The 14,653-nt window shown below is 70.8% G+C and carries 12 protein-coding genes; 9 read left to right on the top strand and 3 right to left on the bottom strand.

Translation table 11 applies throughout. From position 1 onward, the window contains the following. Positions 1-27: 27 nt before the first annotated feature. The 3 genes from nirD to ACTIGJ_RS10965 are packed head-to-tail and all read right to left on the bottom strand — an operon-like array spanning position 28 to position 4,314. Positions 28-393 carry a nitrite reductase small subunit NirD gene (nirD, locus tag ACTIGJ_RS10975; protein ID WP_439640351.1) on the bottom strand — a complete coding sequence of 122 codons (366 nt, stop codon included), beginning with the start codon at positions 391-393 and terminating at the stop codon, positions 28-30. Continuing rightward, positions 390-2,912: a nitrite reductase large subunit NirB gene (gene nirB / locus ACTIGJ_RS10970; protein WP_439640393.1), complete on the bottom strand. Its 2,523-nt coding sequence runs from the start codon at positions 2,910-2,912 to the stop codon at positions 390-392. Before nirB ends, nirD begins: the two co-directional genes overlap by 4 nt. 58 nt (positions 2,913-2,970) lie before the next feature. Continuing rightward, a complete protein-coding gene (locus ACTIGJ_RS10965; RefSeq protein WP_439640350.1) occupies positions 2,971-4,314 on the bottom strand; it encodes an MFS transporter in 1,344 nt (447 codons plus the stop codon). A 614-nt stretch (positions 4,315-4,928) separates the two neighbouring features. Between ACTIGJ_RS10965 and ACTIGJ_RS10960 the strand changes: the two genes are divergently transcribed. The 9 genes from ACTIGJ_RS10960 to ACTIGJ_RS10920 all read left to right on the top strand — a co-directional run. Beyond that, complete coding sequence (locus ACTIGJ_RS10960) at positions 4,929-6,629, top strand: hypothetical protein (RefSeq protein ID WP_439640349.1); 1,701 nt, start codon at positions 4,929-4,931, stop codon at positions 6,627-6,629. Further along, positions 6,626-9,493: a tetratricopeptide repeat protein gene (locus ACTIGJ_RS10955; protein WP_439640348.1), complete on the top strand. Its 2,868-nt coding sequence runs from the start codon at positions 6,626-6,628 to the stop codon at positions 9,491-9,493. Before ACTIGJ_RS10960 ends, ACTIGJ_RS10955 begins: the two co-directional genes overlap by 4 nt. Then, the gene (locus tag ACTIGJ_RS10950; RefSeq protein WP_439640347.1) at positions 9,477-10,142 is read left to right on the top strand and encodes a tetratricopeptide repeat protein; all 666 of its coding nucleotides are present in this window, start codon (positions 9,477-9,479) and stop codon (positions 10,140-10,142) included. The genes ACTIGJ_RS10955 and ACTIGJ_RS10950 overlap by 17 nt, the downstream gene beginning before the upstream one ends. Beyond that, the gene (locus ACTIGJ_RS10945; protein WP_439640346.1) at positions 10,139-10,456 is read left to right on the top strand and encodes a hypothetical protein; all 318 of its coding nucleotides are present in this window, start codon (positions 10,139-10,141) and stop codon (positions 10,454-10,456) included. Before ACTIGJ_RS10950 ends, ACTIGJ_RS10945 begins: the two co-directional genes overlap by 4 nt. Before the next feature lie 20 nt (positions 10,457-10,476). Then, a complete protein-coding gene (locus ACTIGJ_RS10940; protein ID WP_439640345.1) occupies positions 10,477-11,130 on the top strand; it encodes a MotA/TolQ/ExbB proton channel family protein in 654 nt (217 codons plus the stop codon). 21 nt (positions 11,131-11,151) lie between these two features. Then, a complete protein-coding gene (locus ACTIGJ_RS10935; RefSeq protein ID WP_439640392.1) occupies positions 11,152-11,724 on the top strand; it encodes an ExbD/TolR family protein in 573 nt (190 codons plus the stop codon). After that, positions 11,721-12,200, top strand: a complete 480-nt coding sequence (locus tag ACTIGJ_RS10930; protein WP_439640344.1) for an ExbD/TolR family protein — start codon at positions 11,721-11,723, stop codon at positions 12,198-12,200. Before ACTIGJ_RS10935 ends, ACTIGJ_RS10930 begins: the two co-directional genes overlap by 4 nt. Continuing rightward, positions 12,200-13,150: a hypothetical protein gene (locus ACTIGJ_RS10925; RefSeq protein ID WP_439640343.1), complete on the top strand. Its 951-nt coding sequence runs from the start codon at positions 12,200-12,202 to the stop codon at positions 13,148-13,150. The genes ACTIGJ_RS10930 and ACTIGJ_RS10925 overlap by 1 nt, the downstream gene beginning before the upstream one ends. Before the next feature lie 225 nt (positions 13,151-13,375). Beyond that, on the top strand, positions 13,376-14,653 hold a 1,278-nt coding region (locus ACTIGJ_RS10920), incomplete at its 3' end, for an OmpA family protein (protein ID WP_439640342.1).

Below are 14,653 nucleotides of genomic sequence, written 5' to 3'. Positions count from 1 at the left end.
CAGCGGGCGATGGCCGCCGGGCTTGGGTCACGAGCTGCGCACCATGATCGTGCCATCGTCGCCGCAGCGCACCGCCCAGGGCTGCACCGACCAGGCTTCGTCTTCCAGGCAGCGGCCGGTCTTCAGGCACAGGTGGTTCTTGTAGATCGGCGACGCCACCACCAGCACCGGGCCCTGCTCGGTCGTCAGTTCGCCGATCAGCCCGCGGCTCAGCACGTTGGCCTGCGAGCGGACGTCGAAGTTGTCGATGGCGAAGATGCCGTCCTCGGTGCCATCGGGCGCCACGACGCGGAACACCGCGACCTGCGCGGCGCCGACCCGCGCGGCCACGCCGGTGTTCGGCACGATGTCGTCGCGGTGGCAGACGCAGGTCCAGCGGGCGGCGTCGGTCATGGCGTCACCTCCAGCTTTTTCTCGAGGGCGGATTTGGGACGAATCTGGCCGCGCTCGTCGACGAACTGGATGTTGCTGTCGGCGTCCGCCGCGTTGACGAAGTGACGGAAGCGCTTCAGCGTTTCCGGTGTGGTGATGGCGCGCTTCCACTCGCATTCGTAGGTTGCGACCTGACGCGCCATGTCCGCTTCCAGCTCCGCGCACAGGCCGAGACTGTCGTCGATGACGACTTTCTTCACATAGCCCAGGCCGCCTTCGAGGTTCTCGATCCAGGTCGAGGTGCGCTGTAGGCGATCGCCGGTGCGGATGTAGAACATCAGGAAGCGGTCGATCAGCTTGATCAGCGTGGCATCGTCGACGTCCGCCGCCAGCAGTTCGGCATGGCGCGGCTTCATGCCGCCGTTGCCGGCGACGTACAGGTTCCAGCCGCGCTCGGTGGCGATCACGCCGACATCCTTGCTCTGCGCCTCCGCGCATTCGCGGGTGCAGCCGGACACGGCCATCTTGATCTTGTGCGGCGAGCGCAGGCCGCGATAGCGCTCTTCGATGCGGATCGCCATGGTCACCGAGTCCTGCACGCCGTAGCGGCACCAGGTGCTGCCGACGCAGGACTTCACCGTGCGCAGGCTCTTGCCGTAGGCATGGCCGGATTCGAAGCCGGCGGCGACCAGCGCGCCCCAGATCGCCGGCAGCTGTTCGACTCTGGCGCCGAACAGATCGATGCGCTGGCCGCCGGTGATCTTGGTGTAGAGACCAAAATCCTTGGCGACCTGGCCGATGACGATCAGCTTGTCCGGCGTGATCTCGCCGCCCGGGATGCGCGGCACCACCGAGTAGGTGCCATCCTTCTGGATGTTGGCGAGGAAGTAGTCGTTGGTGTCCTGCACCGAGGCGTGCTTGGGTTTGAGCACGTGCTCGTTCCAGCAGCTGGCCAGGATCGACGCCACCGCCGGCTTGCAGATGTCGCAGCCGCGTCCCTTGCCGTGCGCGAGGATCACGTCGTCGAAGGTCTTCTGGCCGCCGAGCTTGACGAGGTGGAACAGCGCCTGGCGAGAGTGCGCGAAGTGCTCGCACAGATGGTTCAGCACCAGCACGCCGGATTTCTTCAGCTCGGCATCGAGCACCTGCTTGACCAGCGGCAGGCAGCCGCCGCATGAGGTTGCCGCCTTGGTGCACTTCTTCAGCGCGCCGAGGCTGGTGGCGCCGCTTTCGATCGCTGCGCAGAGATCGCCCTTCGACACGTTGTTGCAGGAGCAGATCGACGCGCTGGCCGGCAGCAGATCGACACCGAGACCTTTGGCGCCGCCTTCCACGCTCGGCAGGATCAGCGATTCCGGCTGCGCCGGCAGCGGAATGCCGTTGAGCGCCATCTGCAGCAGGCTGCCGTAGTCGTTGGCGTCGCCAACCAGCACCGCGCCGAGCAGCGTCTTCGCATCGGCCGACACCACCAGTTTCTTGTAGACGCCGGCCACGTCATCGCTGAACAGGTAGTTCAGGCTGCCGGGTGTCGCGCCCTGGGCGTCGCCGATCGAGGCGACGTCGACACCGAGCAATTTCAGCTTGGTGCTCATGTCCGCGCCGGTGAACTCGGCCTTCGCCGTGCCCTTGATCTGGGCCGCGACCAGCCGCGCCATGTCGTAGCCGGGCGCGACGAGACCGAAGATCCTGCCCTGCCACAGCGCGCATTCGCCGATCGCCCAGATGTCCGGGTCGGAGGTCTTGCAGTGGTTGTCGATCAGGATGCCGCCGCGCTCGCCACGGATCAGGCCGGCGGTGCGGGCCAGCTCGTCGCGCGGCCGGATGCCGGCCGAGAACACGATCATGTCGGTCAGCAGCTGCGAGCCGTCGGCGAACTTCATCGCATGACGGCCGCCGACGCCGACGCCACCGCCGTCGGTGATTTCCAGCGTGTTCCTGCCAGTGTGCACGGCCACGCCGAGCGCTTCGACCTTGCGTTTCAGGAGCCGACCGCCCATGTCGTCGACCTGCACCGTCATCAGGCGCGGCGCGAACTCCACGACATGGGTTTCCAGCCCCATGTCCTTCAGCGCCTTCGCGCATTCCAGGCCCAGCAGGCCGCCGCCGACGACCACGCCGATCCGCGACTTCGCGCCCCAGTGGCGCATCGCTTCGAGGTCTTCGATGGTGCGATAGACGAGGCAACCGTCGCGGTCGCGGCCGGTGACGGCGGGCACGAACGGATAGGAGCCGGTGGCCAGAACCAGGCGGTCGTACGGCAGGCGCTCGCCGTCGGCCAGCACGACCTGTTTCGCGGCGCGATCGAGATCGACCGCCTTGGCGTTCAGCCGCAGACGGAGGTTCGGCTGATCGAAGAAGCCGGGCGCGACCAGCGACAGATCCTCGGCGGTCTTGCCGGCGAAGAATTCCGACAGGTGCACGCGGTCGTAGGCCGGGCGCGGTTCCTCGCAGAGCACGGTGATGTCCAGGCCCGGCGTGCCGGCCAGCTCCTCGAGCAGCTTGTGCCCGACCATGCCGTTGCCGATGACCACCAGGCGCAGTGTTGTGTCAGTCATGAAATGCATCCGTATGCAGGCGGGCCTGCGGTGGCGGCGGGGTTCAGGCGGTCAGCGCCTGGCGATCGGCAACGGCCTGTTCGAACAGCTGCTGCTCGCGCGACTTGTGCTCGGCGCTGAAACGCACCGCCACCGCGCACAGCGCCGACAGCGAGACCAGCGCGCCGAGGATCAGCAGGCAGGTCTGGGTGTCGGGGGCGGCCTTCATCAGGAAGCCGGCGGCGACGGCGCCGACATTGCCGCCGGCGCCGATGATGCCGGCCACGCCGCCGAGCGCCTGGCGGTCGATGAACGGCACCAGCGCGTAGGTCGCGCCGCAGGCCATGTGGGTGAACAGGCCGAAGCTCAGCATCGCGACGATGGCGAGCGCGACCTGGTCCATCTGCGCCCACCACAAGAGGCCCAGACCTTCGCCGAGCATCAGGCCGAACAGCAGCCAGGTGCGGCCATCGAGGCCACGGATCTTGGCGATGCGGTCCGAGGCGATGCCGCCGAGCGCCCGGGCGAACAGTGCCAGCAGGCCGAAGGTGCCGGCCGCGAAGCCGGCGGCCTTCAGGCTCAGTCCGAAGCGTTCGACGTAGTAGAGGGCGGCGACGTTGTGGATGAAGATTTCCACGCCGAAGCAGGCGCCGTAGGTGACGAACAGCAGCCAGACGCGGTAGTTCAGGCAGGCGCGCTTGAAGCTGGTCAGGCCCACTTTCTTGCCGCTGTCCGGCATCAGCCCGGTGGCGCGCAGCGTGTCGTAGTTGCCGGCCGGGCAGTCCTGCGTGAAGTTCCAGTAGGCCCAGGCCATCGCCAGCATCAGCACGCCCGGCACCAGCAGCGCCACGCGCCAGCCGCCGGCCTGTTCGATGCCGAGCAGCGCCAGCGCGGCCACGATCAGCGGCATCAGCGTCTGCGTGGCGCCACCGCCGGAGTTGCCCCAGCCGGCGGCCGCGGCGTTGGCGGTGCCGACGACATTGGGCGCGAACATCACGCTGGTGTGGTACTGGGTGATCACGAAGCTGGCGCCGATCGCACCGATGGCGAGGCGGAAGAACAGGAAGCTTTCGTAGCTCTGCGCGGACGCGACGCCGAACACCGGCACGCTGCCTGCCAGCAGCAGGCCGGTGTAGGCCTTGCGCGGGCCGTAGCGGTCGCACAGCGGGCCGATCACCAGACGCACCAGGATGGTCACCGCGACGGCGGCGATGTTGATGTTGGCGATCTGGTCCTTGGTCAGCCCGAACTCGCCCTTGATGATCGGCATCAGCGGCGCGCAGGCGAACCAGGCGAAGAAGCAGACGAAGAACGCCATCCAGGTCAGGTGGAAGGCACGCATCGCCGGCGTCGAGAAATCGCGCAGCTGAACGCGGGTGGCTTTGACGAGGTACGCGGGGGTGGACATGGCCGGCTCCAGAGGACGTGAGATTCGCGGACGCCATTGGCCGCAACGAAAGTGCTCACGTGATCGCCGTTAACCACGTGCGCTAACCAAGCAAGACGCGTGCCGTGATCTGAAGCCTTATCAATCAAGGAGATGCCTGCGACTGCCGAGCAGTTGCTCCGGCGGTGGCGGCCGATGCACCGCACCGCCGGGGTGCGCGTGCACCGATCTGGGGCTGGCCGGGCGGATGGCCGCCGTACCGCGCCCGCCGCCTGGCGGCCGTACCGGGCGGCGGCTGGCATCGTGGCCGGCCGAGGCGCGGCGGCCATTTGCTCCGCTATCAGGGCGGCCCGCTCGTGGCTGGCAGGCTTCTTGCTGCACCGGTGTCGTGGCGCCCAGCGCGCCTGTGACTTGGCCATAGCCGCCCGAGTCGCACCGGACACCGAGGTCCCGATGGCCAGCGTTTCGTCGCTGGCAGGTTCCTTCCCACTGTCCGGAATTCCCGCCATGTCCCGTTCCACCGCCGCGCGTTCGATCGACCTGCTGGAGATCGCCGCGATCCTCGCCGCCGCCGCCCTGCAGCTGACCGCCACGCTGCTGTGGCTGCACGACCTCGGCTAAAGGCCGCGCCCGTGATGAACCGACCGTTCGCCACGCTGTGCCTGCTGCTGGCGGCCGCCACGCTGGGCAGCCGCGCCGCCGCCGCCGAACTGGATGCCGCCGCGCGCCAGGCGCTCGATCTCGACCTGGCCGCCAGCCGGCTGGCCGGCGCGTCGGTGGCCGGCCTGACGGTCTATGTCGGCAGCAGCGCGCAGGACAGCCGCCTGCGCGAGGTCTGGGTGCAGATCGACAGCCAGCCGCTGACCCGCTACCTGTTTTCCCAGCGCGAAAGCGATGCGCTCAGCGCCGGCGGCCTGCACGTGCTGCTGGCCGAAGCGCTGACGCCGGGCCGGCATCGGGTCCGCGCGCAGGCGGCGGCGGTCGGGCTCGATCCGCGCCGCAATGACGACCGCAGCCGCGCCCAGGTCGAGATCGAGATCGACAAGGGCAACGCTCCGGTCGAATTGCAGCTGAGCTGGACGCCCGCCGCCTATGTCGGCAAGGCCGCACTGAAGGCGCAGACGCGCCAGCGCAGCGAAGCGCCGCTGGCCGCCGACGCCAGCGGCGGCGGTCGCTACCAGGCCGGCGCCAGCGACGATCCCCGGCTGCGCGCCATCCGCTTCCTCGACGCCACCGGCCGCCGCTATCGCGCCGAGCGGGCGCTGCGCGAGCTGCAGCTCGCCGTGCCCGGGCTCGCCCGCCCGGACGCGATGCCGCTGGCGGAGACTGCCGCGCCGGCCTACGGCGCCTACAACAGCGCCGTCGGCGGCAGTGCGACGGCGGCCGGTCTGGAGACCCTGGCCAGCGGCTGCAGCGACGCGCCCAGCCTGTTCTGCGATCGCGCCAACAGCACGCTCGGCTACGCGCTGCTCGATCAGGGCGAGGGCCTGAAGGCGGCCGACGCCTTCCGCCGGGTGCGTGCACCTGGCCCGTATGCGACCTCGGCGCTGCTCGGGCTCGGCTGGGCGCTGCTGGCGACCCCCGACGCCCGGGCCGCCGCCAAGGCCGAGCCGCAGGCCGCGCGGCCGGGCCGCGAGCCGCGCCATGCCGTGCGGGTGATGGAGGCCGAGGAACGCGGCAACGCCATCCGCGCCGCGCTGGTGCCGTGGATTGAACTGATCGGCCGCGACCCGACCGACCCGGCGGTGCAGGAAGGGCAGGTGGCGATCGCCTGGGCGCTGGCCGAACTCGGTGCCCAGGCACAGGCGCAGGACTACTACAACCGCGCGATCAAGCAGCTCACCGATCTGCTCGCGCGCGTCGACAAGGCCAAGGCGGAGCTGGCCCGTGCGCCGCTGCTGGCGCCGGTGCTCGACAGCCCGCCGGAGCAGGCCTGGCACTGGGCGCTGGCCGATCGCCTGCCGGACCCGCGCTGGTGGGTGCTGCCGATCGGCGACGCCCCTGAAACCTTTCACCTGGAAGCCCTGCTGCAGCAGCAGCCGTTCCGCGAACGCCTCGTGCAGCTGCAGGACGCCCACGAAGCGGGCGCGGCGCTGCGCAGCCAGCGCGCCCGGCTGCTGGCGCTCGAGGCGCCGGAGGCGCGGGCGCTGGCGGCGCAGATCGACACTCTGCTGCCGGCCCTCGATGCCGCAGTCCGCGAGCAGAGCCGCCAGGTCGACCGGCTGGCGCTGGCCGAACTGCTGGCGATCAAGAAGCAGGCGCAGCAGTCGCTGGTCGAAGCGCGCTTCGGTCTGGTGCAGCTGTACGACCGCGTTGCCGAGGTGGCCTCGAAATGAACTTTCCCCGTCTGCAGCAGGCACTGATCGCGGCGGCGCTGGCCGTTTGTGGCGCCGCCGCGACAGCAGCCGATCCGGTGTCCACCGTCGGCTCCACCACCGAGACCAACGGCCTGCAACGCAACGGCCGCTTCGTGGTGCGCACGCCGTCGATCCTGCGCCCCGGCATGCAGCAGCAGGTGCCGCCGAACCCGCTGGCGGCGATTGCCCAGTACGACCACATCCTGGAAATCCCGACCAGCGCTGCCAACCGCGCCGAGGCGCTGCGCCGGGGCGCCGACCTGCGCGTGCAGCTGGCCGATGTCGATGGCGAGCCGAACCTGCCGGTGTTGCGCAAGGCCATCGCGATGTACCAGGCGCTGCTGCGCGAAGCGCCGGACTATCCGCTCAACGACCGTGCGCTGTACCAGCTGGCGCGTGCCCAGCAGGCGGTCGGCGAGGTCGATGCGGCGATCGCCAGTCTGCAGCAGCTGGGCGCCGGCTATCCGTATTCGTTCCGCGCGCCGGACGGCCTGTTCCGTGCCGGCGAGCTGCTGTTCCAGCGCAACCGCTTCGCCGAGGCCGAGGCCGCCTACCGGCAGGTGCTGGCACAGGGACCGTCGACGCCGTACTTCGAGCCGGTGCAGTACAAGTTCGGCTGGGCGCTGGTGCGGCAGGGCAAGTACGCCGAGGCGCTGACGCCGTTCTTCGCGATCCTCGACCGCGAACTGCCGCCCGGCACGCTCGATGATCCGGCGCCGGCGCTGGCGGCGCTGAAGCCAGCCCAGGCCGAAGTGGTGCGCGACGTGCTGAAGGTCACCGGCCGCTCGCTGGCCGCGCTCGGCGGCGGCAGCAGCCTGAACAGCCGCTTCCAGCAGGCCGGCAGCGAGCCGCGCTACGCCACGCTGCTGTACAGCGCGCTGGCCGCCCAGCTGCTCGATCAGCAGCGCTACACCGAAGCCGCCGAAGCCAGCCTGGCGTTCGTCAGCCGCCATCCGCAGCACCCGCTGGCGCCGGCGTTCGAGACGCGGGCGATGGCCGCCTACCAGCAAGGCGGCTTCACCGACCTGCTGGTCGCTGCCAAGGCGGGTTATGTCGAGCGCTACGCGCCCGGCAGCCGCTACTGGGGCACGGCCACGCCGAGTGCCGAGGTACTGGCGGCGCTGAAGGGCAATCTCGGCGATCTGGCCCGCCATCACCATGCACGCGCGCAGGCCTGGCCGGCGACCGAGGTCGATGCCCGCAAGGCCGATTTCGCCGCCGCCGCCGGCTGGTACGGCCGCAGCCTGAGCCTGTTCCCGAACGATCCCGACGCTGCCCAGGTGGCGCTGCTGCAGGCCGATGCGCTGTTCGACGGCGGCCAGATCGAAGCCGCCGCCCGCCAGTACGAGCGCGCCGCCTACGAGCTGCCGGGCAGCCAGACGTCGGCGCAGTCGCCGGCCACCGCGCTGGCGGCGGTGCAGGCCTGGCAGCGGCTGGCCGGCGACAGCCGCGATGCCGCCCGCAGCGCGGCGCTGCGCGAATCGGTGCGTGCCTCGCTGCGCCTGGCCGACCAGTTCCCGGCGCATCCGCAATGGGCGACGAGCCTGACTCGCGCCGCCGGCGATCTGCTCAGCCTTGGTGATGCCGAAGCGGCGTTCACGGTCGCCAGCCGGGTGCTGGCGGCGCGGCCGCCGGCAGCGCCGGAACTGCGGCGCGAGATGCTCGGCGTGGTCGCCGATGCCCGCTACCGGCAGCAGCAGTACGCCGCCGCCGAAAGCGCCTACGGTGATCTGCTGAAGCTGCTGCCGGCCCAGGACCCGCAGCGCCAGCCAGTGACTGACCGGCTGGCGCGGGCGATCTACGAGCAGGCGGTGGTCGCCCGCGATGGCGGCGATCTGAAAGCCGCCGCGCTGGCCTTCCAGCGGGTCGGTACGGTGGCGCCAGAAGCCGAGATCCGCGCGGCGGCCGACTACGACGCCGCCTCCGCCTGGGTCGAGCTGAAGGACTGGCGCAATGCCGCGCGCAGCCTCGAAGCGTTCCGCAGCCGTCACCCGGCGCATCCGCTGGCGCTCGACGCCGAAAAGAAGTTGGCCGTGGTCTACGGCAACGACCAGCAGCCGGCGCGCGCGGCGGCGGTCTACGCCCAGCTGGCCGAGCGCGAGCCGCTGGCCCCCGATCTGCGCCGCGAGGCGCTGTGGCTGGCGGCGCAGGACTACCAGAAGGCCGGCGACAGCCGGTCGGCAGCGGCCCAGTTCGAACGCTATGCCGAGCGCTATCCGCAGCCGCTCGACCGCGCCCAGGAAGCGCGCCGCAGCCTTGCCGAGATCGCCCGCCTGCAGCTGCGCGATCCGGCCCGCCAGCAGTTCTGGCTGCAGGCGATCATCGACGCCGATGGTCCGGACAGCGCCAGGGCCGCCGACACGCCGGCACGGCGGATCGCCGCGCAGGCCAGCCTCGAACTCGGCCAGGCCGGTGCCGCGCGGGCCGCGCTGCTGCGTCTGGGCCTGCCGCTGGAGGCCAGCCTGGCGATGCGCCGCAAGGCGATCGAGGCGGCCGTGCAGCTGCTCGATCGGGCCGCCACCTACGGCTATGCCGAGGTGACCACGGCGGCGACCCATGAACTGGCCACCGTCTGGCGCGATTTCGGCCGCGCCATCCTGCAGTCCGACCGGCCGGGCGGCCTGAGCACCGACGCGCGCGAGCAGTACCAGCTGCTGCTGGAAGAGCAGGCCAACACCTTCGACGAGAAAGCCATGAAGGCCTATGAAGCGAACCTGGCCTATCTGCGCCAGGGCGTCTGGAACGACTGGGTCCGCAAGAGCAGTCTCGCGCTCAGCGAGATCGCCCCGGCCCGCTACGGCAAGAACGTGCGTCTGGAGGACCGTTATGACGCCATCCATTAAGACGGCGGTGGTCGCCGTGACGCTCGCCGCGCTGCTGGCCGGCTGCAGCACGCCGGCGCGCCGGCCGCCGGTGGCGCGCAAGGCGGCGGAGCCGGTGCCGGTCGCCACGCCGGCGCCGATCCTGGCGCCGCCGGCCAACGGCAAGCCGCCGGCCGACGAGCGCTTCCGCAACGCGCTCGGGCTGATGGAAGACCACCGACCGCAGGAAGCGCAGGCGGCGCTGCAAAGCCTGTTGAAGGATTACCCGGACCTGTCCGGCCCGCTGACCGACGCCGGCATCCTCTACGCGCACGCCAAGCAGCGCGACAAGGCGCTGGCGCACTTCCAGCGCGCGATCAAGGCCAACCCGGCCAACATCGTGGCGCTGAACTGGAGCGGCGCGCTGTACCGCGAGGCCGGCGACCACGGGCGCGCCGAGAAAGCCTGGCTGCAGGCGCTGGCGGTGAAGCCGGACTACCCGGCGGCGGCGCTGAACCTGGCGATCCTTTACGACGTGTCGATGCACCGCCCGGCGGAGGCGCTGCAGTACTACCGCCGCTATCAGGAACTGATCGGCCGCGAGGACCTGATCGTCACCGCCTGGGTGCGGGAGCTGGAAGGTCGCCCGGCGCAGCTGGCCAGCGCCGCCGGCGACGGAGCCGCACGATGAGCGCGCGCGCGATGCCGCTGCTGGCGCTGCTGCTGGCCACCGGCCTGGCGGCCGCCGACGCGTCCGTGGCCGCTGTGTCCAGCCGCGCCGAGCCGGTCAAGGCCGGCGCGACCATCGTCGGCGACAACGAGGCCGCGATCGGCCTGTACCTGACGCCGTGGAAGGACGAGGAGCCACTGCCGCCGGGCCGCAATCCGTCGAACTTCACGATCGCGCCGGCACCCGCCGATGCCGCTGCCGACCGTGCGCGACTCGATGCCCTCGACAGCATCGACAGCTACCGGCGTGCGCGCCGCCATTCCTTCGGCAACTGAACCACGAGGTGCTTGCGCCCATGAACGTCCTGACCGTGATCGTCCACTTCTTCCAGCAGGGCGGCGTGTTCATGTATCCGATCGCGCTGGTGCTGCTGGCGGTCGTCGCGGTCAGCGCCGAGCGGCTGCTGTTCCTGCTGACCGCCGAGCGCGAGCACCGCGCGCTGCTGACGGCGCTGGCGCCGCTGATGGCGCGTGGCGACCTGCCGGCGATCGACGCGCTGCTGGCCGCCTCGCCGGCGGCGATCGCCCGGGTGCTGGAAGGCGCGATCGACCGCGCCCGCGTCGACAGCCGCCGCAGCGAACTGGAAATCGCCACCGAGCAGGGGCTGATGGATGTGCTGCCGGCCTTCGAAAGCCGCACCCACTACCTGGCCACGCTGTCCAACATGTCGACCCTGCTGGGCCTGCTCGGCACCGTGCTCGGCCTGATCGGTGCGTTCGCGGCGCTGGGCGCGGCCGATCCGGCGCAGAAGGCCGACCTGCTGTCGTCCGGCGTCTCGGAAGCGATGAACTGCACGGCCTTCGGCCTGATGGTGGCGATTCCGGCGCTGTTCCTGCACGCCCACATGCAGAGCCGCACGACGCGGCTGATCGACAGCCTGGAATCGGTGTGCTCGCGGTTTGTCAGCGCCATCAGCGGCCGGCCGCCGGTGCGGACGGCGGCGGCCTGAACTGTGGCATTGCCCGTGCCGATGACCGGGCTGGCCGCCATCGCCGAGATCGGCCGCGCGGCCGATCCGCAGGCCGACGATGAAGCGCGGCGCGGCGGCCGGCGTGCCCGCCGTGTGCGCCGCCAACTGCGGCTGCGGCGCGACGACGAGCTGAACATCGTGTCGATGATCGATGTCTTCGCGGTGCTGATGTTCTTCCTGCTGGTGACCTCCTCGATCAGCGCCGCGCGCCTCAAGGCGCTGGCGCTGGACCTGCCGGCCACGACGCTGGCCCGCGAGGTCCCGCCACCAGCGCGGCCGAGCCTGCAACTGCTGGCCGACGGCCTGCGGGTCGACATCGGCGACGGCCGCGTGCAGCGGCTGCGGCCGGACGACGGCGCGCGGCTGTCGGCGCTGCTGCTGGCCGCCAAGCAGCGGGCGCCCGCGCAGGACGGCCTCGACCTGCGGGTGGCGCCGGACATCGCCTATGACCGCGTGGTGGCGGTGATCGACGCATTGCGTGCGGTCAGCCCGCAGGCGCGCGCCGCCGGTTATCCGGACGAACTGTTCCCGAAGCTTGCGATCGGCGAAGCGGCGGCCGGGGCGCGTCGATGAGTTCCGGACGCCGACTGCGCCGGGACCTGCGCGGCCTGCGCAGCGGCGGTGCCGTGTTGTTGAACATCGTGTCGCTGATCGATGTGTTCGCGATTCTGGTGTTCTACCTGCTGGTCAACGCGCTGAACGCCGAAACCGTGCCGGTGCCGCCGGCGCTGAAGCTGCCCGATTCGCAGGCCCGCGCCGTGCCGAAGCCGAGCGTGGCGATCAGCATCAGCGAGCAGGAGATCCGCCTTGACGGCCGCTTGGTTGGCCGGGTTGATGACGCCGAGACCCTCCGCCGGCTGCGCGCGGCGCTGCAGGCGTCGGCGGCAGCGGCGGATGCCGAGGCCGACATCAACATCGTTGCCGACAAGCGCCTGCCGTTCCGGGTGCTGAACACCGTGATGACGGCCTGTGCCGGCGCGCGCTACGGCCATGTCTCGCTGGCCGTGGTCGAGAAGCCGGCCGTGCCGGTGCCGGCGGGCGGCGCCTGATGCGTGCGGACGCCGGCCTGCTGATGGCCTGGTGCGATGCCGATCGCCACGGCTTGGCCGTAGCCGCCGATCGCCGCTTCCGCCGCGTGCTGGCGCGGGCCGGCCTGCCGATGCTGGCGTTCGCGATCGTCGTGCCGCTGCTACAGCTGGAACTGCCGCGCCTGCCGGCGCCGCCGGCGCCACCACCGACGCCGACACGGGTGGCGCTGCTGCCACCGCCGGCCCGGCCGTTGCCCGTGCCGGCACCGGCACCCGTTCCCGCAGCGAAGCCGGCCCGTCCGGCGGTCACCGCGCCTGCGCCGTCGCCCGCACCGTCGCCGCCGGCAGCTGCCGTGCGGGCCCGCCAGCAGGCGCAGGCCAGCGGCCTGCTGCAACTGCGCGATCAGCTGGCCGCGCTCGGCGCGCAGCACACGGCTTCGGTCGACCGGCCGCAGGCGGTGACCGGCGATCGCCTGCCGGGGCGCATGACGGACAGCGGCGATGCGCTGGCCCGCAGTGCAGCGGCCCGCAGCGGCGGCGTGGCCGAGCAGGGCCGGGGCGATGTCAGCCGGGCCGGCGCGGCTGGCGATCTTGGTGCGCGGCGCACCGGCCGCGTGCAGGCTGACGGCGGCCTCGGCAGCGCTGCGCCGTCAGGCAGCGGTCCGGGCGGCGTCGCCGGCCGCAGCCTGGAAGACATCCAGCTTGGCTTCGACCGCAGCAAGCACGCCTTCAATGCCGTGTTCAGCCGCGCCGCGCGGGAGTCGACAGGCCTGCGCGCCGGCCGGCTGGTGGTCAGCCTGACGGTGGCGCCGGACGGCTCGGTGACGCGCTGCGAGCTTGTTTCCAGCGCTTTTTCCGATCCGGCGCTGGAAGCGCGGCTGCAGCGCCTGATCCGCCAGATGAACTTCGGCGCCCGCAATGTTCCGAGCTACACGGTGCCGCGCTACCCGATCGACTACCTGCCGTCGTGAGTCGGACGCCGATGGCCGCCGCCTGCGCCGTGGGCTGAACCGGGTATCTGGCACGTCCGTTGCTTAGATCGAAACAGCTGTTCGCGGTAGCTGACAGTTTCGATCGGCCAACGACGCCTGATCATCGGACTACGAAGTCCACGCCTGGAGAGTGAGCTGTCTCTCCGCGCGTGGATTTTTTTTTGCCTTTTTTCAGATCAAGCACTCCGGAGCCTTATGAAACCCTTGAAGCGTCGCCTGATCCCGGCTGTGATCGCGACTTCGCTGCTGAGCCCGCTAGCGAGCGCAGTGGTCCGCGCCGACGACATCCCGCCGTTCTACATCGCCCCGATGGGCTCGTACGTGCTGTCCGATGACGGCCGCGGCACTAAGAACGGCATCGGCGGCACGCTGGCGCTGGGTGCGCATCTCGGCGCGCTGATCGACTTCGAACTGCGCGGCAGCTTCATCAACTTCCCGGGCAAGAACGGCGCGAGCGATTCCAAGCTCGGTGCCGGCGGCTTCGGCGTCAACGTATTCCTGTTCCGCGCGCCGGGCGGCAGCGGCCTGTACATCCATGGCGATGTCCAGGGCAGCGAAAAGACGCTGTACCACTACGGCGCCGGTTACGAGCTGATGTTCGGCGGCTTCGGGCTGCGCGCCGAGGGCCTGGTGCGCAACGAGCAGTTCGAGCACCACGAACCGATGATCAACGTCGGCCTGCGCGTTCCGTTCGGCAGCAATCCGCCGAAGCCGGTCTACGTGCCGCCGCCGCCTCCGCCGCCGCAGGAGGAAGCCGCAATTCCGCCGCCGCCACCGCCGGCCCCACCACCGCCGCCGCCGCCCTGCACCGGGGCCGATGCCGGCACGCAGGTGTCGCTTGATGGCTGCAAGAAGGGCGACAACATCGTGTTGCGCGGCGTGAACTTCGAGTTCGACCAGGCGGTGCTGACGGTCAATGCCAAGGTGATCCTCGATCAGGTGGCCGCGGCACTCGCGCGCCGGCCGGACATCAAGGTGGAAATCGGCGGCCATACCGATGCCAAGGGCTCGGTCGCCTACAACAAGAAGCTCTCGGATCGCCGCGCGGCCTCGGTGAAGACCTATCTCGCCGAACATGGTGTCGCGCCGGAGCGGATGACCTCGAACGGCTACGGCAAGATCGTCGCGATCGCCAGCAACGACACCGACGAGGGCCGGGCGCTGAACCGCCGCGTCGAACTGACGGTGACCGATGCCGATCCGGCTGCCGGCGGGGTGGTCAGCGAACAGGCCGGCAAGCCCGACGAGGTGGTGACGCCGCCGGTCGAAGAGCGCTTGCCGCCGGAAACTGGCCATATGGAATCGGTGCCCGCCGAGCCGGCTCCGGTCGCCGCGCCCGCCGCTGCACCGGCAGCGGCCGCCAGCAGCACGGCGGCGGTGTCGATCGTCGACTACGAGTACTCGCCGAAGGTGGTGACGGTGAAGGCCGGCGGCACGGTGACCTGGACCAACAACGATCGCGTTACCCATACGGTGACCTTC

Source organism: Nevskia sp. (assembly GCF_051860985.1).
GTDB lineage: Bacteria > Pseudomonadota > Gammaproteobacteria > Nevskiales > Nevskiaceae > Nevskia.
The sequence above is the reverse complement of the archived record's forward strand: the minus strand, read 5'-3'. Positions and strand labels throughout refer to the sequence as shown.